Below are 17602 nucleotides of genomic sequence, written 5' to 3'. Positions count from 1 at the left end.
ACGGCGGCCCAACCAGCCTCAGCAACGCCGTCCTCCTCTGCGGCCACCACCACCGACACGTCCACCAGACTGACTGGACCGTCCAACTCGGCGACGACGGACACCCCGAGTTCATCCCACCCGCCTGGCTCGACCCCGAACAACTCCCCCGCCGCAACCACTACCACCGACGAACGTAGCGGCAGGCAGCCGAGACGATCACCACATGTCGGGTCGACACCGTCGCCCACCCCACACCGCCTAAGCCATCCTAGGAGGCTGGTTGGCCAGGCACCCGCCGCGAAGGCCGAAGCGTTGAGCGGCACGTCTTGGGCGCATGCCGGCCGGGTCGCGATAAGAGCTGCTCGCAGCGACCCGCAGCAGGTCACGACGGCCTGCGCCGGGCCGGCCAACCTCCCCGCGCCAGTGCTTCACGGACGCGACTCGTCGTCGTTGAGCGCGGTACCGCATGCCGTCGACGGCATCGATGCGGTCCTTGGCTACGAGCACCGTGAACAACCCGTAGGTACAGCCTCGCGTGGCGACTTGACCTCAAGCTCGGGTGAGGTCCTAGCCTCCGGTATCGGAGGTTACGCATGAGCATGGAAGTTACCGCGTGGATGTCCCTGCACCACGCGATGAACGCGCAGGATGAGCGGCCGCTGTCCCGCGACACCTTGAAGCGGATCGCGAAGTTCGCGCGGCCGCACCGGGCCCTGATCGTCAGGTTCCTGTTGTTGAGTGTGGTGACGGCGGTCCTCACGGTGGCGGCGCCCGTACTCGCCGGTCGGGTGGTCGACGCGATCGTCGACGGCGCCGACAGCGGCGTGGTGATCCGGCTGGCCGTACTGATCGCCGTGATCGCCCTCGCCGAGGCCGGGCTGGGTCTGGTGACGCGATTTCTCTCCGCCAGCATCGGTGAAGGGCTCATCGTCCAACTGCGGACGGCTGTCTTCGACCACGTTCAGCGCATGCCGGTGGCGTTCTTCACACGGACCCGCACGGGTGCACTGGTCAGCCGCCTGAACAACGACGTGATCGGCGCGCAGCGGGCCTTCAGCGACACCCTGTCGAGTGTGGTCGGCAACGCTGTCACGCTGATGCTGACGTTGGCCGTGATGCTCACCTTCTCCTGGCAGATCACGCTGCTGGCGCTCGTCCTGCTGCCCATTTTCGTTCTCCCGGCTCGCCGGATGGGTTCGAGGCTCGCTCAGTTGCAGCGTGAAGCGGCCGAGCACAACGCGGCCATGAGCACCAGGATGACGGAACGTTTCTCCGCACCCGGCGCCACGCTGGTCAAGCTGTACGGGCGGCCCGCCGAGGAGTCCGCCGAGTTCGCGGCGCGGGCACGTCGGGTCCGGGACATCGGCATCCGCGCCGCGATGCTCCAGTGGGTCTTCATCACCGCGCTCACCGTCGTCGGCTCGCTGGCACTGGCCCTGGTCTACGGGCTGGGTGGTCTCTACGCCCTACGGGGCAGCCTCGACGCCGGGACGGTGGTCGCCCTCGCGCTGCTCCTGTCGCGGCTCTACGCACCGTTGACCTCACTGGCCAGTGCTCGGGTCGAGGTGATGAGCGCGCTGGTGAGCTTCGAGCGGGTGTTCGAGGTCCTCGACCTCAAGCCGCTGATCCTCGACAGGTCCGACGCCCGGCCCCTTCCGGAAGGGCCGGTCGCGGTCGAGTTCGACGGGGTCCGGTTCGGTTACCCGTCGGCGGACAAGGTGTCGCTCGCGTCCCTGGAGGACGTGGCGAAGCTCGACACCCGCGGCGGTGAGGAGGTGCTGCACGGGGTGTCGTTCCGCGCCGAGGCGGGGCAGATGGTGGCGCTCGTCGGCTCCTCCGGGGCGGGCAAGTCGACGATCGCGCAGCTCGTGCCTCGCCTGTACGACGTCGAGGACGGCGCGGTGAAGTTGGCCGACGTCGACGTACGTGAGCTGTCGGCCGAGTCGATCAGGACGGCGTTGGGCGTGGTGACCCAGGACGGACACCTCTTCCACGAGAGCATCCGCGCCAACCTGGCGTTCGCCCAGCCGGACGCGACCGAGGACGAGATGTGGGAGGTGCTCCGGCGGGCCCGCCTCGACGACCTGATCCGCTCACTTCCCGATGGGCTGGACACCGTCGTCGGCGAGCGTGGATACCGCCTGTCCGGCGGGGAACGGCAACGACTCACCATCGCGCGACTGCTGCTGGCTCGTCCGCGCGTGGTCATCCTCGACGAAGCCACCGCGCATCTCGACTCCACCTCGGAGGCGGCGGTTCAGGATGCCCTCGCCGAGGCGCTGACCGGCCGGACGAGCGTGGTCATCGCGCACCGGCTCTCCACCATTCGGGCGGCCGACCAGATCCTCGTCGTGGAGGCGGGACGCATCGTCGAACGCGGGCGACACAGTGATCTGCTCGCGGCTGGTGGCCGCTACCACGAGTTGTACCGCACCCAGTTCGCCCAGGACCAGCCGACGGTCCAGGAGCAACGCGTCGCCATATGACGCACGCGGTGGTCGGTCCGCCCACGAGGGACAGTCCGACCACCGCGTCACAGCGCGCCGCCGCTCACCTCATGGAAGCACCCGGGGTGAGCGGCGACCGCTGTCAGTCGTCGTCGTTGTCGTCGTCGTTGTCGTCGGCGTCGTCATCGTCGGCGTCGTCGTCGTCGTCGTCGTCGTCGACCGGCTCCTGCTCGGCCTTGACCACCGAGCCGTTGTCCCGGTCGACGTCCACCTCGTGCTCGGTGTCGCCGGCGACGATCTCGACGCTCCACACCGGTCGGCCGTTCTCCTGCTCGGCTTCGACCTCGACGATCTGACCCCCACCGGCCTTGGCGAGCGCGATCTCACCGGCGCGCTTCTCGTCGACCGCGCTGCCCGCGGGCGCGCTGCCGGTCGACGGCGTACCGGACGGCGTTCCGCTCGACGGCGTACCCGATGGGGTGCCGGCCGACGGCGAACCGGTGACCACCGGCGCGTCGGTGGCCGTCGGCGCGACGGTTGCCGCGGCGAGTGCCGTGCCGCCGGTCCGCGAGTCGTTCGCGGCGTTGACGCCGAGCGCGACCCCGGCCACCGCCAGCACCGCCGACCCGCCGACCGACGCCAGAAGCAGATTGGTGCGCTTCATCGTGGTGTCCACCTTTCCTCGGTTGTCGACTTCGAGGATCGGCCAGATCGGGATAGCACCGCGCTGTCCGGACGCTAAGGGCGGGTTAAGGCGGTCCAGGGGCGGGTCAGCCGCGCCGGTTGAGTTCCGCTTCCAGCCGTTGGACGAGCGTCTTGCGGTCCTTGCTGGCGCGCTCGTTACGCAGCGCGGTCCTGAGTTGTCGCGTGTCGAGGCCACGGACCAGCTTGGCCGCCTCCGCGACCGACATCTCCGTCATCCGTCCGGCCGTGGTGGCGTCCCGACGCGCCCGTTTGGCCGGCCCGGTGTTGGCGACGTACTGCTTGCCGGATCGGGACGCTTCGCGCTTCTTCGTGTCGGTCGCGCGCTTCTGGTTCTCCGACATCTCCTCCCAGGCCTTCTTGGGCAGGTAGCGACTCGTCGTGGCGCCCTTGCGCGCACGGGTGTCGCCCTCCTTCGTCTGCCATTTCTCGTTGCCCCAGCGCTGGAGGGACTTCTGCCGCTCGTCCTTTTCGCCCAGGAATCCGCCGCCGCGCTTCTTGTACTCCTGAGTGACCAGCTGCGACTTGCGCGCCGACCACTGCCCCGGCCGGCCGCCCTTGTCGGAAGCTTTGACCTCTTCCTTGATCTGCTCTCTGAGCTCGGGTTTCGTATACCGCGCCATGACTGGCAGCTACCCGGCACCGCAGCGGCTATGCGTCCCGCGGCGACGTCGGAGGCCCGAGCCGGAGCAGCACCTGCGCACCGCCCTGCGGGCCGGCCCGCACCTCCAGTCGACCGCCGGCGGCCTGCGCGGCGCGCCGGGCGATGTCCAGGCCGAGGCCGGTGGACCCGGCCGCGCTGGCGCCCCGCCGGATCGCCCCGGCGGGCATGCCCGGGCCCTCGTCGGCGACCGTGAGGACCACCTCGCCCGCCTCGCCCGCCTCACGGGCGAGCCGGACGGCGAACGGCGTCCCGTCGGGGGTGTGCGCGAAGACGTTGCCGAGCAGGGCGTCCACGGCCGCCGTCAGGTTGTCGGCGGCCACACCGACGGGAAGAGGGCCGGGCGTCAGGTCGAGGGTGACGGCCCGGCCGGTGTCCTCGGCCAGCACCGACCAGAACGCGACCCGGTCGGCGACGATCGCCGCCGCGTCCGAGGAGGCCGGCTGCGCCGGTGCGTGCCGCCACCGGGCCTGCCGGATCAGCCCGGTGACCGCGCGTTCGAGCCCGTCGGCGGCGGCCGTGATCCGGGCGGCGTCGTCCGGGTCACGCAACGACTCGGCCTCCAGCCGCAACGCCGTCAGCGGAGTACGCAGCTGGTGGGACAGGTCGGCGACCTGCTCGCGCTCCTGCACCAGCAGCACCTGGATCCGGGTGGCGAGATGGTTGAGCGCGCCGGCCACCTCACGCAGCTCGGGCGGGCCGGCCGGCGTGACCCGGGCGTCCAGCTCGGCGTTGGCCAGCCGGTGTGAGACGGCCGAGAGGTCGCTGATCGGCCGGACCAGGGTGCGCGCCAGCCGGTCGGCGACCAGCAGCCCGATCAACACGAGGATCACGCCGAGCAGCGCCAGCACCAGCCAGGCGCGGGTGACCCCGGCGGTCAGCTCGTGCTGCGGCACCGCGATCCGAATCACCCCGGTGCCGTCCGCCCGACCCTGCACGGCGATGACGACCTCCCGGCCAGCCGCCGACTCGCCGGTGAGGCTCTGTCCGCGCGCGGCGAGGGCCACCGCTGGCGTACGCGGTGTCTGGGCGCCGAGCACCGTGCCGTCGGGCAGGAAGACGCTCACCGGTCGACCGGACTCCGCGGCGAGTTGCTCGACGGTGAGCCGGATGGTCGCCGCGTCGGCGGTGCCGACCACCGGCACCAGGCTCTGCGCGTCGGCGGTGGCCCGAACGGTGGCCCGGTCCTCGGCGACGGTGCGGACCAGCAGCGCCAACGGCACCAGGAACGCGATGAGGGTGAGGACGCTGACCGCGGCGACCAGCAGCGCGAGACGCGCTCTCACGGCTGCGCCGCCGGGGCTTCGAGACGCACCCCGACACCACGCACGGTGTGCAGGTAGCGGGGCTGTTGGGCGTTCTCCCCCAACTTGCGACGCAACCAGGACAGGTGCACGTCGACGGTCTTGTCGGCACCGCCGTACGGGATCTGCCACACCTCCGTGAGCAGCTCACGTTTGGTGACCACCTGGCCCGGTCGGCCGGCGAGGTGGTGCAGCAGGTCGAACTCGCGGGGCGTCAGCTCGACCGCCACCCCGTCCAGGGTCACCTGCCGGGCCCGGGGGTCGACGCGGAGCCCGCCGACGACGAGCGCCGGGACCTGCCCGTCGGCGCCGGCGGGGCCACGCCGCAGTACCGCCCGGACGCGGGCGTCGAGCTGCGCCGCGGTGAACGGTTTGACCACGTAGTCGTCGGCGCCCGCGTCGAGCACCCGGACGATCTCGGTCTCGTCGTCACGCGCCGTGGCCACGATGACGGGCACCGAGCTGACCGCGCGCAGCATCCGCAGCAGCTCGCGGCCGTCCAGGTCGGGCAGGCCCAGGTCGAGCACGACGAGGTCGGGTCGGTCCTCCAGCGCGTCGCGGAGCCCGGCCATCGCGGTCGAGGCCGCCGCCACCGCGTGGCCGCGTTCACGCAGGGCCCGGATCAACGGGGTACGGATCGTCAGGTCGTCCTCGATGAGCAACAGGCGGGCCACAGCTGGCAGGCTAACCGCTGCGGCTGGCAGCGCGGCGCACGTTAACCACGCCTTAGCGAACGGATGTGCAAACGACAAGGACGGATCGGGGATAGTCAGGAGATGGGCCGTCGTTCGATCCTCGTCGCCACCGGTTGGGTGGCCACCGCCGCCATCGCCACGGTGATCGGCCTGGGCGCGATCCGGTTGGTGGGCGAGAGCCTCACCGGCACCCCGGGCGGGGTGCGCAGCGAGGCCGAGATCGAGCGGGCGCTCGCCGCACCGGAGCCGGCACCCACCACGAGCACCACCTCGGCCGCGCCGGGCACCACAGGCACCACAGGCACCGCACCGAGCGCCAGCTCCGGGGTCCGCCGGGGGTTCGCCACCGACGGCGGCACGGCCGTCGCCGAGTGCGGCGTCGGCGGCGTACGCCTCGTCTCCTGGGCGCCCGCGCAGGGCTACCGGGTCCGCGACGTGGACCGGGGCCCGGACGACGACGTCGAGGTCACGTTCCAGGGGGCGACCCGGGAGTACGAGTTGAAGGTGCGCTGCATCGGCTCGGAGCCGGTGGCCGTCGCCGACGACTAAGCCGCGCGCCGACGCCTAGCCGCGCCCTGCTGAGAATCAACGACCCGCCAGGGCGGACCACGCGCAGGCGGCACCGTGATCACTTGATGAGGAGTAGTTGTCAGAGGGCCACCGGAGCTACTGGGCATCACGTGATCGAGGCGAGTCCGCCCCCACCGCCCGATCGGGGGTGGGGGCGGAATCAGGTGGTGGTTCAGCTGGCGTACGCCTCCAACTCCCAGAGCGAGTGGCCATATCCGGTGCCCCGGGCCGTGCCGTTGATCCGCAGATAGCGGCCGTTGGCACCGAGGGCGGTGTGCTCGTCCACGCCGCCGTCGGCCCCGGTCACCGTCTTCACTGTGGTCCAGGTGGTGCCGTCGTTCGAGGTCTGGATCTGGTACGCGCTGCTGTACGCCGCCTCCCAGCTCAGCTTGACCCGACCGATCGCGGTGGGACTGCCGAGGTCGACCCGGATCCACTGCGGGTCGGAGAACGTGCTCGACCAGCGGGTGGTGAGGCTGCCGTCGACGGCCTGGGCGCCGGACACGTCGGGCCCCTCGTTGCTGGACGTCGACGTGGGCTTGTTCAGCAGCAGGTTGCCGCCGGTCGGGCTTCCCGTGCCGCCGTACACCTCGAACTCGAACAGCGAGTAGCCCCAGGCGGTCCCCCGGGTCGTGCCGAGCAGCCGGACGTACCGGCCGGACCCGCTGAGCCCGGTCAGGTCGTCCACCCCGCCGTCACCACCGGTCACCGTACGGATCGTGGTGAAGTTGACTCCGTCCGGCGAGGTCTGGACCTGGTAGCCACTGCCGTACGCCGCCTCCCAGGTGAGCTTGACCCGGTTGATGGCGTACGTGGCGCCGAGGTCCACATCGATCCACTGTGGGTCGCCGAAGGCGCTGCCCCACCGGGTGCCGGCCACGCCGTCGAACGCGTTGGCCGCGGTGAACGCGCCCTCGAAGCTGGACGCGCGCGCCGGCTTGCCCCGGGCCAGGTTGGCACCCGGCTCGGGATCCGGGTCGGGGTCCGGTCCGGGACCGCCAGGGCTGGTGGAGAGGGTGAACTCGTCGATGTCGAAGTACGGGCCGGTGCCCTTGAAGACCAGGAACAGGGTCCGGGTGCCGGTCGGGGCGGTGACCCCACCGGTGACAGTGGCGAAATTGGCGTACCCGCCGGTGGGCACCACGGTGGCCGAACCGACCAGCGGCCCGGTGGGCGAGTCGACCCGCAACTCCAACGTGCCGCCACCGCCGGCCGGTGCACCGACCCGGGCGCTGAACGACTGGACGCCGGTCAGGTTGTACGGGCGGAACGAGATCCAGTCGTTGTTGTCGACGTAGCCGACCGCCGCGCCGCCGTGCCCGGCTGCCCCGGCGACGATCTGGATGCCGGACGAGTCACCGAAGTGCTCGGCCTGGCGTACCCGAGGTTGCAGCACCGCCTGGGTGTGCGTGGTCAGCGCCGGCTGGCCGCCCCCACCCAGGTCGGTGTACTCGGCGTCGATGATGCCGAAGATGTTCGCCGCCGAGTCGTGCTCGCCGTCGGCCGAGGTCTGGATGACCCCGGTGCAGCCCTGCACACTGCCGAGCTGGTGGCCGTGCGAGTCGTGGCCGAGGACGTAGTTCACCTTGACCCGGGCGCAGTTGATCGCGCCGTCCTGGGCGTCGGTGACGGTGACGGAGAACGGCACCGCGTCCCCGAAATTGAAGGTCTGCCCGTTCAACGGGGTGTTGACGGTGACCACCGGTGCGCTGTTGCCGACCGTGACGACCACGCTCGCGGTGGCCGTCTTGCCGGTGGTGTCCCGGACCGTCAGCGTCGGGCTGCGGGTCCCGTTGGTGGTGTACGTGAAGCTCGGGTTCGCCGCTGTCGAGTCGGTGGTGCCGTTGTTGTCGAAGTCCCAGGCGTAGGTGAACGGGTCACCGTCCGGGTCCAGGGTGCCGGCCGAGGAGAAGGCCACTGTCAGCGGCGCGTTGCCACTGGTCGGCGTGGCGGACACCTTGGCGATGGGTGCTCTGCCCTCGCGGGCGTACTCGATGCGGTAGAGCGCCGAGTTGGCGTCGCCGTTGAACCAGCCGGTGCCGTAGTCAAGCACGTAGAGCGCGCCGTCCGGGCCGAACTCCATGTCCATGACCTGGGTGCCGGTCCACGGGAACGGGTTGATCTTCAGTGGTTGGCCGGACGCGTCGAGCTTGATGTTCTTGATCCAGCGGCGACCGAACTCACCGGCGAAGTAGGTCCCGTCGTAGTACTCGGGGAACGCCACGGGCGAGGTGTTGTTCGGGTCGTACCGGTAGACCGGCCCGCCCATCGGCGACAGGCCACCGCCGGTGAACTCCGGCGGCGAGCCGGAGCCGCCGTACGGCAACCAGGCCGAGACGGCCGGCGGCAGCTGGGTGATGCCGGTGTTGTTTGGCGAGTTGTTCACCGGCCCACCGGCGCAGTTGAACTTCGCCCCGGACGGCCCGGACGGGAAGGTGTAGTCGTTGTAGGCGTCGTTGCGGGCGGTGCAGTACGGCCAGCCGTAGAAGCCGGGCCGGTCGATGCGGGCGAACTCGACGTTGCCCGCCGGCCCCCGGTTCGGGTCGGCGGTGCCCGCGTCGGGGCCGTAGTCGCCGAGGTAGACGATGCCGGTGGCCTTGTCCACGCTCATCCGGAAGGGGTTGCGGAAGCCCATCGCGTAGACCTCCGGGCGGGTCCGCGCGGTGCCCGGGGCGAACATGTTGCCGGCCGGGATGGTGTAGCCGCCGGCCGCGCTCGGCTTGATCCGGAGGACCTTGCCGCGCAGGTCGTTGCTGTTCGCCGAGGTGCGCTGCGCGTCGAAGGCCGGGTTACGCCCGGCCCGCTCGTCAATCGGGGTGAAGCCGGCCGAGTCGAACGGGTTGGTGTCGTCACCGGTGGACAGGTAGAGGTTGCCGGCCGCGTCGAAGTCCATGTCACCGCCGACGTGGCAGCACATGCCCCGGCTGGTCGGCACGTTCAGGATCAACGTCTCGCTGGCCAGGTTGATGGTGTTGTCCGCGTTGACTGTGAACCGGGCCAGCCGGTTGACGCCCTCCCAGACGGCGAAGTCGGCCGGGGTGCCGGTGGCCGGCGCACCGCCACCGGGGGTACTCAGTGGTGGCGCGAAGTACGCGTACACCCAGCGGTTGGCGGCGAAGTTCGGGTCTGCCTTGATGCCCTGCAAACCCTCCTCGTCGCCGGTGTAGACCGGCAGGGTTGCGGCGATCTTGGTGTTGCCGGCGGCGTCGGTGTGCCGGATCACGCCGTTGCGCGAGGTGTGCAGGACGCCCCGGTCCGGCAGGACGGTGAGGCTCATCGGCTCACCGGTCTCGGCCGCGCCCTTGGCCAGCTCCACCTGCTGGAAGCTGCTGGTGACGGTGGGGCCACAGTCGGCGTCGACAGCGCCGGCGGCCGTCCGGATGCCGCCGAGCAGGTGCTGACGGAAGTTCGCCTCGGTGTACGACGCGTCGGTGTGCCCCAGGCCCGTGTACCAGGCTCGGCCGCCGGAGTAGTTCTGGCACCAGGAGATCGGGTGGTCGGCGCCCATGCTCCCGCCGGTGTAGGTGCTCTCGTCCAGGGTGGCCAGCACGTGCGCGTTGCCGCGGGGGTTGGTGCGGTAGTTGTACAACTCGTCGAACCGGTTCCACCGCTGCGGCAGTGTCGCGGTGGACGGGTGCACCTGGTCGGCGACCTTCACTGTGACGTTCTGCTCGGCCGGGTGCGAGGCGAAGTACGCCCCGACCAGTCCCCCGTACCAGGGCCAGTCGTACTCGGTGTCGGAGGCGGAGTGCACGCCCACGTACCCGCCGCCGCCGGTGATGTAACGCTCGAACGCGGCCTGCTGGGCGGCGTTCAGCACGTCGCCGGTGGTGGAGAGCCAGATCACCGCGGCGAACCGGTCCAGGTTGGCGTCGGTGAACTGGGCGGCGTCCTCGGTGGCCTCGACGGTGAAGCCGTTGGCCGCACCGAGTTGCTGGATCGCGGCGATGCCGGGGGTGATGGAGCCGTGCCGGAACCCGGCGGTCTTGCTGAAGATCAGCACGGTGAACGGTGCGGCGCTGGCCGTGGGTGGCGAGGCGACGATGCCGCCCGCCACGAGGATCGTGCTCAGCGCGAGGCCGAGCCACGATCTCAGGGATCTGCGCACAGTAGGGTCCTTTCGCGGTGCGAGGGACGGCGTGCGCCGATCACGCCTGGCGGTGGTGGGACGAGACATGTGAATGCATCGTTGCGTTCGGATCACGGGCGCGTCAAGCACTCTCCCACCATCCGTGAGAGCGTTATCTCCGCAGGTCAGCGGCGACCGTGTGGAGTAAGATCGAATAACGGTTTTCGGGCCACCAACCACCGTTGTGCCAGCGGCGGTCGTCGGCGCTCAGCGCCCGCCTGCGGCCAGCTCGGCGATCATCCCCTCGCAACTGCGGACCACGACCTGAGCGCCGCGCCGCTGCGCCAGCGGAAGCAGAGGATCCTCCGCCCGGTCCCGCCACCGCCACTGTGCCTCGGAGGCGACCTCCCAGAGCTGCCGCACGTCGGCCTCATGCTCGACACCGAGCCGAGCCGCGAGGCCCACCCCGTCGCCGCCGACCAGCCGTTGCGCCTCGGCGGCCAACTCCGCGTCGAACCCCAGCCGGGTATTCCGCAGCGCCACCAGCAGGCGCAGCTCCCGGAACTCGTGCGCACCGGCGAGGATCTGCTCCACCGCACCGACCAGCTCGGTGGACCCCCGGGCGGGCTCGGCCCGCAGCAGCGCCTCCACCGCGGCCAGCGCGGACCGCGCCTTCAGGGCGTCGCGGCGATCGATGAAACAACGCGTCACCGACTCGCGCAGCTCGGTGAGACCGCTCCGCCGAATCAACTCTGCGGAGAGCTTCACCCGGCTGTCGAACCCGCTGCGCACCAGCGTGGCCGCCAGCCGGACACCGAAGACCCCGAACCGGCCCAGCAGCGCGGCGCGCACCTCGGTGTCCAGCCGTACCGGCAGCTCACCACGGAGGAAACGGTCGGCGGAGATGAGGTGCGCGTCCAGTTCGGCCCGGGGCACCTGAGCCAGAGTCGCGAGCGCGGCGAAATCCGATTCACCGAGCATCCGGCCGGCCAGGCCGATCATGCCGCTGCACGCCACGACGTTGACACTGAGCGCGTTCACCCTCGGGTCGCGGTAGTGCCGACGAGCGAGCTGGCGGGCCGTGAGCAGACCGTCGATCCGGCCGCCGCCGGTCTCGTCAGCGCGGGACAACACCATGATCACGTTGACCGGAGCGGACTGTCCGACGGCACTGTCCCGTGCGGACTCCAGTACCCGCAGGTCACTGTCGCGACCGTCGCGGGTCAGGTACAACACCGCGTCCGAGTCGCGCAGCACCCGCCCCAACACCGGCGCCCGGCCCTGCTCGACGCCGCCGGTGACCGCCGGGGTGTCGATCAGCGTGATCTGGCGCAGCGCCCGCGTCGGCCACCGCACCACGATGTCCCGCACCTCCCCCGCACCCCAGCCCAGATCCACCCGCAGCCCGGTCGCCGACTTCACCACTGCCAACTCCTGCGGTGGCTGCCCGACCGGGTAGGCGGTGGCACGCGGCGCGGCCCCGTCCTCGTACCAGGTGAAGGCCCCGTCCGCCCGCTCGACCGGCGCGACCTCCTCGCCCATCAACGCGTTGAGCACCGTCGACTTACCCGATCGCCACGGGCCGACGATGGCGATCCGCAGCGGCTGCTCCAACCGGGCCACCTGTTGCCGAAGCTCAGCGACGGCCCGGGGATTGTCCTGGTACAGCTCGATGGCCTGGTGCAGCAACCCCCACGCCGCCTCGTCCAGGCGCACTCCCACCGTCATCCCTGCGGCTCCAGCAGCAGCGGAGCGGAACGGGCACCGGTCAACTGCTGAGCCTGCTCGTACACCGCCGCCAACCGGGTCATCTTCAAACGGATCTCGCGCTGCCGCTGCTCGCGCAGGGAGGCGTCGGTGTCGGCCTCCTGCTTCGCGCTGCGGAACGACTGCACGATGGCCTCCTGGAGCTCCTCGGTCAGCCCCGTGAAGTGGTCCCGCAGCATCCGCTGCACCTGCCGGGCGGCGTCGCGACAGTCTCGGATGATCCGGACGAAGAAGTCGTCGACATGCCGCTGGATGGCCGTCTTGACCGTCGCCTGCCGACGACGGAGCAGCTGCTTGCTCTCGTCACGGATGCTCTTGCCGCCGAAGAGCGCCCCAATGCCGACCGAGACCGGATTGATCATCGGCATGCCTGCCAGCGTGGTCGCCAGACCGAACATCAGCATGCCGCCGTACGAGCCCTTCATGCCGGTGAACAGCTTCTGGCCGGTGGTGAACCGGTCGATCGTCGGCCGTTGCAGCTCGGGCAGTCGCTCGCCGATGTCGTCCGGCATCGTCATCGACCAGGGCGGCAGTACGTCGTATCCGTACCGGTCGAAGTTGGCGGCCACCCGCCGGGCGATCCAGTCACAGCGCTGGATCAGCCACTCGTGGTTCGCCTCCGCCGCCTCCACCAGGCTCCGCTCCAGCCAGTCCTGGAAGGTGTCCCAGGCGACCAGAGGGTCGGCGGTGTCGAACGCCTCGTCCACCGCGCGCAGGATCTGTCGGGTCCGGTCACGCAGGTCGTACTCGAGGTCGGCGAGCAGGTCGGTGATCTCGTCGGTCAACGTGTTCTGCCACCGGGTGGAGCACCGGCGCAGCTCGTCGACCTCGCGCTGCGCCGCGTGCAACCGGGAGATCGGCCCGGACTGCTCCTCGGCCTCCTGGGTCGCCAACTCGGCGCGCAGCGGCGCAGCCAACTGCTCGACCACCGTCCGGGCCACCGTCTGCACCGCCGCCCGGGCCAGGTGGTCGGCCTTGCCGGCCAGGTCGCGTTGCAGGCGGGCGATCAGCGCGGGGAAACCCGACTCGGCGTTGAGCCCACGGTCGTCGGCCGCGGCCGCGCGCAGTCGCAGCGCCGCCGAGACCGGGATCAGCGTCGCCGGAACGCCCGCCTCGGCCAGGTGCTGCCGGTTGCGCTCGGCGACCGTACGCCAGTCCGCGACCAGATCGGTCTTGCTCTGCACCACCACCACGTTCGGATGCGAACGCGTGATGTGCAGCAGCATGTTCAGCTCGGCGACCGACAACTCCCGAGTGGAGTCGGAGACCAGGAGCACGGTGTCCGCGCGGGCCGGCACGGCGACCGAAGCGGCGGCGCCGATGCCGGTGACCTCGTCGGTGCCGGGAGTGTCCACCAGCACCAGCCCGGCACCGAGCAGGGCACGGGGCAGTCCGATCTCGACGTACGCCGGGCCGCCGCCCGGCCGACGTCCGACCAGGCCGGCCACGCCCGCCGCGACCTGGTTGAGCGCCACCGGGGTCCGCTCGACGGCCACCGCGTCGGCGGTGCCGGTGGGGTGCCCCGGCGCTGGTGGGGGCGCCTGCGCCACCGCCGCGGTGGGGGCTTCGGCGTGCCGCACCACGGTCGGCAGGACTGTCGTCCGGCCGTCGCCGACCGGGCAGGCCGGAGCGTTGATGATCGCGTTGATCAGCTGACTCTTGCCCTGGTTCGGCTCACCGACGACCAGGACACGCAGCGTCGGGTCCAGCAGTTGCGCGCGCTTCTGCCGCACCGTCTGAAGTAGGTCACCGCGACCGTGTGCAGTGCACGTGCGAGCGATCTCGTCCAGCACGTCCAACCAGATCCCGGCCATCACCGCACCAAGTGTGCGGATTTCGGCTCAATTATCAAGAGGGACCGGATGTGGAACCGGGAAGGGCCGGATCGCCCGAGACGATCCGACCCTCCGCTCCGACCGGAGATCCGGGTCAGAGCAGACCGCCGGTGATACCCAGCAGCCCGTGATCGGACGAGGCGTGTGAGTCGCCGAGCACACCATCGGTGACCCCACCGGTCACGTCACCGACAGTGTCGGTGACACCGGGGAGGAGGCTGTCCACCTGGTGCGTCACGCCGCCCACAGTCGACGGCACGTCGAGCGGCGGGACCCCGCCGACGACACCGTCGCCGTGCCCGAGGCCCAGCCCGTTGAGGGTGTCGTCGACACCCAGCGAGCTGACGACCCCGCCGAGCTGACCGTGGGTGCCGGAGAGGACACCACCGGTCAGGTCGCCGCCGATCAGGTTCGAGTCAGTGACGCCGAGCAGACCGCTCGGGTCGCCGACGGTGCCGGTCGCGTCACCGAGCACCGGGTCCGCGATCGCGTCCACCGGCTGCACCACATCGGCGTCGAGGGTGTGCGCCACGTCGGAAACGCCGGCCAGGTCGGTGTCGAGGCCGGACGGGCCGACACCCAGACCGATGCCCGGCAGCACGGTGACCCCGGCGGCGGCGGTCGACGGGTCGACAGCGATGGCGCCGAGCACGCCGGCCTTGACGTCCACGCCACTGGGCGAGCTGGTGACGCTGATCTGCTGCGCCACGCTCTGCAACTGACCCACCACGTCGGTGGTGTCGGTGAGCAGCGGGTCCAGCCCGAGCTGCCCGACCGGCGAGGCCAACGGCGCGAGGCCCGCCCCCGGCGCGTAGTCGACGACCAGCGGCACGACGTCCTGCACGTCCGCGGCGGTGATGTCGGTGAGCCCGGCGCCCCGCAACGCGCCCTCGGGGTCGAGGTCGAAGGCCGACCGCGCGTCCGGGTTCGTCAGTAGGTCGAGCACGAAGTCGTGGAGCGTCTGCTGCGAGTCCATGTGCCGGTTCTCCTCGGATGTGGCATTGGCGGGTGTCGTACGTCGACAGTGACGACGCTATTGCGGGGGCCCGCCCCCGGGCATCGGGGCTGAGCCCGCATCCGGGCCGGTTGAACTAGGGGCACCGCCACCTCGTACGTTAGGGGGACAGGGGGAAACCGTCCCGGCGAGATTAGGGTCCCGACCAGGGACTGATCTCTGGTACGAACGTAGGAGCCCGCGGGGTTCGCCGGGGGTGGGTCGTCGGGCCGCCGACGCCATCGCCACCGACCGGCCGACTCACGGGGAGAGACAGAGACGATGCCGTACGTCCTGGGGATAGACATCGGAAGCAGCAACACGGCCGCCGCCGTCGCACGACGACGCGGCGCGACCTGGACCCGTCCCGAGGTCGTCCCGCTGAGCGCCGGCTCACCCCTCATGCCGTCGGTGTTGTGCCTGGAAGAGGACGGTTCGCTGCGCGTCGGCGAGCCGGTGACCGACGACGGCAGCCGCACCACCCGGGACTTCGTCCACCGGATCGGCGACGACGTGCCGGTGCTGCTCGGCGGCGAGCCGTGCGCGCCGCAGACGCTGACCGCCGAGCTGGCGGCGTGGGTGGTGGAGCGGGTCCACGCCCTGGAGGCTGAGGCGGCCGAGGCGATCGTGCTCAGCCACCCGGCGGGGTGGCGCCCCTACCGACGGGAGGTGCTGCACCGGGCCCTGTCGGACCTCGGCCTACGACACGTGACGTTGCTGCCCCGCACGGTCACCGTCGCCGAGAGCCACGCCGCTCGCGGGTTCGCGGGCAGCACGGCCGTCGTCTACGCCCTGGGGGGCAACAGCTTCGAGGCGGCTCTGGTGCGCCGCACCCCGCGCGGCACGTACGAGACGTTCGGCACCCCGCAGGGTCTCGACTCGATCGGCGGCGCCGACTTCGACGAGGCGCTCGCCGAGCATGCTCGTACCGTGCTGGCCCGGGAGTTGGCCGCGACCGGACGTCGCGGGGCCCAGGCCGCGCTGCGCGGGCTGCGCGCGGAGTGTGACCGGGTCAAGCGGGTGCTGACCGTCGACCTCACTGCCGACGTGGTGCTGACCCTGCCGAGCGGCCCGGCGCGGGTGCCGGTGACCCGGGCACAGTTCGAGGCCATGATCCGCCCGACGGTGCAGGCCACCGTCGACCTCCTGCTCCGGGCCGTGCGCAGCGCCGACCTGACTCCGGCGCAGCTCGACGGAGTCCTGCTGGCCGGCGGCTCCACCCGGGTCCCGCTCGTGACCGAACTGATCGGCGCGGCCCTCCCGGTGCCCGTCGAGGTGGAGCCGGACGCACAGTTGACCGCCGCCACCGGAGCGGCGATGGCCGCCTGTCAGGTGGTGTCACCACGCCCCCGCCAGCCGCCGCCGGCCCGCGTTCCGGCCCCGGTCAGCGGCGCCGGGCGGGCCACCATCCCGGCACCACGCCGAGCCCATCACACCGTTCCGGGCGAACCGCCACCGCGGCCTCCGGTCCGGGTCCTCCCACTGGAACTGCCGAAGCCGTCCCGCCTGGCGCTGGCCCGCGGTCGCGGACGCGAAGGATAACCCCGATGATCATGAATGACCTCGCCGCACCAGGGTTGACAGTGGACAAGGGGTTGCAGGCGCTACTGGACACTGTCGCGAAGGACCCGACCGGTCCGCTCGCCGTCGGCGTCGCCGGCCCGGCCGGTCACGGAAAGACCGCGCTTCTCGCCGAGTTGGAGCGCATTCACCAGCGCGCCGGCATCGCCGTCCGCACGGCCGCCCCGGAGCCGGACGAGCCGGTCGACCCCGACACGGTGGTGCTGGTCGACGACGCGCACCTGCTCGACGACGCGCGGACCGAAACGCTGCTGCGTCTGGTCGCCGGCCGGCGACACCGGTTGGTGGTGGCCCACCGCCCGTGGCCCCGGTCAGCGGCGTTCAGTGAGCTGGTCGACGCCCTGCGACGCGACGGGCAGGCGGTGCTGCTCACGCCGTTCACCCGGGAGCAGACCGCCGCCCATCTCGCCGCCACACCCGAGCTGGGCCGCCCCGCCGACCTGGTCGACTTCGTCCACACGCAGACCGCCGGCGTACCCCGGGACGTGGAACGGCTGGCCCGCGGCCTGGCCGGCGCGGAGACCCGGACCGGCGCGATGGTCGACCCACCACGGTCCGTCATCCTCGAATTCGGGCCGGACCTGGACGTCCAGCCCACCGCGGTACGACGACTGCTCCTCGCTGTCGCGGCCAGCGGGGCGCTACCGGTGAGCATGCTCGGCGCGCTGCTAGGCCGGGACCCGGCCGGAGTGGACGAACTGATCGCCACGGCCAGGGCTGCCGGGCTGCTCGGCGCGGACGGCCGGCTCGCACCGATCGTCAGGCGGGCCGTCGCGACACTCAGCCCCACCACCGAACGGACAGCGGTCTGGCGTCGGCTCACCGAGTTGCAACTCGCTCGGGGTGGCGCGGTACTGCCGCTGGTCCGCTCCCTGCTCGCGGTCGGCGCGCTCGGCGACTGCCCGGCCGCGACCCTGGCCGCCGCGGCGGACGAGGCTCTGGCCGACGAGCCGGCGTTCGCCGCCGAGCTGTTCGCGGCGGCCACGGCGGCCGGG

Annotated in this window: 12 protein-coding genes and 1 pseudogene; 5 read left to right on the top strand and 8 right to left on the bottom strand. The window is 71.4% G+C overall.

Annotation, left to right across the window (positions count from 1 at the left end; all coding sequences use genetic code 11):
- Together GUI43_RS34825 and GUI43_RS31435 are read left to right on the top strand one after the other, a co-directional pair.
- Positions 1-179, top strand: a pseudogene (locus tag GUI43_RS34825) (HNH endonuclease signature motif containing protein); the annotation flags it as partial.
- A gap of 396 nt (positions 180-575) precedes the next feature.
- Positions 576-2468 (top strand): ABC transporter ATP-binding protein, encoded by a 1893-nt coding sequence (locus GUI43_RS31435; protein WP_112588925.1) that lies wholly within the window; start codon positions 576-578, stop codon positions 2466-2468.
- 103 nt (positions 2469-2571) lie between these two features.
- Here GUI43_RS31435 and GUI43_RS31430 read toward each other — a convergent pair whose 3' ends face one another.
- The 4 genes from GUI43_RS31430 to GUI43_RS31415 all read right to left on the bottom strand — a co-directional run bounded on the left by GUI43_RS31430 (position 2572) and on the right by GUI43_RS31415 (position 5770).
- Positions 2572-3093, bottom strand: coding sequence for a PepSY domain-containing protein (locus GUI43_RS31430; RefSeq protein ID WP_112700448.1), 522 nt, complete (start codon positions 3091-3093; stop codon positions 2572-2574).
- A gap of 106 nt (positions 3094-3199) precedes the next feature.
- Positions 3200-3754 carry a DUF5872 domain-containing protein gene (locus GUI43_RS31425; RefSeq protein WP_112588923.1) on the bottom strand — a complete coding sequence of 185 codons (555 nt, stop codon included), beginning with the start codon at positions 3752-3754 and terminating at the stop codon, positions 3200-3202.
- A 28-nt stretch (positions 3755-3782) separates the two neighbouring features.
- Positions 3783-5078: a sensor histidine kinase gene (locus GUI43_RS31420; protein ID WP_112602974.1), complete on the bottom strand. Its 1296-nt coding sequence runs from the start codon at positions 5076-5078 to the stop codon at positions 3783-3785.
- Positions 5075-5770 carry a response regulator transcription factor gene (locus GUI43_RS31415; protein ID WP_112602976.1) on the bottom strand — a complete coding sequence of 232 codons (696 nt, stop codon included), beginning with the start codon at positions 5768-5770 and terminating at the stop codon, positions 5075-5077. The genes GUI43_RS31420 and GUI43_RS31415 overlap by 4 nt, the downstream gene beginning before the upstream one ends.
- Positions 5771-5872: 102 nt before the next feature.
- On the opposite strand from GUI43_RS31415, the gene GUI43_RS31410 reads away from it, so the two are divergent.
- The gene (locus GUI43_RS31410) at positions 5873-6340 is read left to right on the top strand and encodes a septum formation initiator (RefSeq protein WP_112700444.1); all 468 of its coding nucleotides are present in this window, start codon (positions 5873-5875) and stop codon (positions 6338-6340) included.
- Between the two features lie 193 nt (positions 6341-6533).
- On the opposite strand, the gene GUI43_RS31405 is transcribed toward GUI43_RS31410, so the two are convergent.
- The 4 genes from GUI43_RS31405 to GUI43_RS31390 all read right to left on the bottom strand — a co-directional run bounded on the left by GUI43_RS31405 (position 6534) and on the right by GUI43_RS31390 (position 15008).
- Positions 6534-10469 (bottom strand): ThuA domain-containing protein, encoded by a 3936-nt coding sequence (locus tag GUI43_RS31405; RefSeq protein ID WP_211326792.1) that lies wholly within the window; start codon positions 10467-10469, stop codon positions 6534-6536.
- Positions 10470-10697: 228 nt separating this feature from the next.
- Positions 10698-12158 carry a dynamin family protein gene (locus GUI43_RS31400; RefSeq protein ID WP_112700442.1) on the bottom strand — a complete coding sequence of 487 codons (1461 nt, stop codon included), beginning with the start codon at positions 12156-12158 and terminating at the stop codon, positions 10698-10700.
- The gene (locus GUI43_RS31395) at positions 12155-14011 is read right to left on the bottom strand and encodes a dynamin family protein (RefSeq protein ID WP_112700440.1); all 1857 of its coding nucleotides are present in this window, start codon (positions 14009-14011) and stop codon (positions 12155-12157) included. Before GUI43_RS31395 ends, GUI43_RS31400 begins: the two co-directional genes overlap by 4 nt.
- Before the next feature lie 115 nt (positions 14012-14126).
- Positions 14127-15008 (bottom strand): IniB N-terminal domain-containing protein, encoded by an 882-nt coding sequence (locus GUI43_RS31390; RefSeq protein ID WP_112588913.1) that lies wholly within the window; start codon positions 15006-15008, stop codon positions 14127-14129.
- Between the two features lie 300 nt (positions 15009-15308).
- On the opposite strand from GUI43_RS31390, the gene GUI43_RS31385 reads away from it, so the two are divergent.
- Both GUI43_RS31385 and GUI43_RS31380 read left to right on the top strand, forming a co-directional pair.
- Positions 15309-16568: an Hsp70 family protein gene (locus GUI43_RS31385; protein WP_112700438.1), complete on the top strand. Its 1260-nt coding sequence runs from the start codon at positions 15309-15311 to the stop codon at positions 16566-16568.
- Between the two features lie 5 nt (positions 16569-16573).
- Positions 16574-17602: DEAD/DEAH box helicase family protein (locus GUI43_RS31380; RefSeq protein WP_502322468.1), on the top strand; the 1029-nt coding region annotated here is incomplete at its 3' end.

This window comes from Micromonospora noduli (assembly GCF_003264365.1).
GTDB classification, from domain to species: Bacteria; Actinomycetota; Actinomycetes; order Mycobacteriales; family Micromonosporaceae; genus Micromonospora; species Micromonospora noduli.
This window is presented reverse-complemented; position numbering and strand designations above follow the sequence as displayed.

What these genes read in the sequence shown, in the direction of transcription:
- GUI43_RS31410 (WP_112700444.1), top strand. Translation starts at nt 5,873, where the DNA reads ATGGGCCGTCGTTCGATCCTCGTCGCCACCGGTTGGGTGGCCACCGCC.
- GUI43_RS31385 (WP_112700438.1), top strand. Translation starts at nt 15,309, where the DNA reads ATGCCGTACGTCCTGGGGATAGACATCGGAAGCAGCAACACGGCCGCC.
- GUI43_RS31425 (WP_112588923.1), bottom strand. Translation starts at nt 3,754, where the DNA reads ATGGCGCGGTATACGAAACCCGAGCTCAGAGAGCAGATCAAGGAAGAG.
- GUI43_RS31430 (WP_112700448.1), bottom strand. Translation starts at nt 3,093, where the DNA reads ATGAAGCGCACCAATCTGCTTCTGGCGTCGGTCGGCGGGTCGGCGGTG.
- GUI43_RS31435 (WP_112588925.1), top strand. Translation starts at nt 576, where the DNA reads ATGAGCATGGAAGTTACCGCGTGGATGTCCCTGCACCACGCGATGAAC.
- GUI43_RS31400 (WP_112700442.1), bottom strand. Translation starts at nt 12,158, where the DNA reads ATGACGGTGGGAGTGCGCCTGGACGAGGCGGCGTGGGGGTTGCTGCAC.
- GUI43_RS31395 (WP_112700440.1), bottom strand. Translation starts at nt 14,011, where the DNA reads ATGGCCGGGATCTGGTTGGACGTGCTGGACGAGATCGCTCGCACGTGC.
- GUI43_RS31390 (WP_112588913.1), bottom strand. Translation starts at nt 15,008, where the DNA reads ATGGACTCGCAGCAGACGCTCCACGACTTCGTGCTCGACCTACTGACG.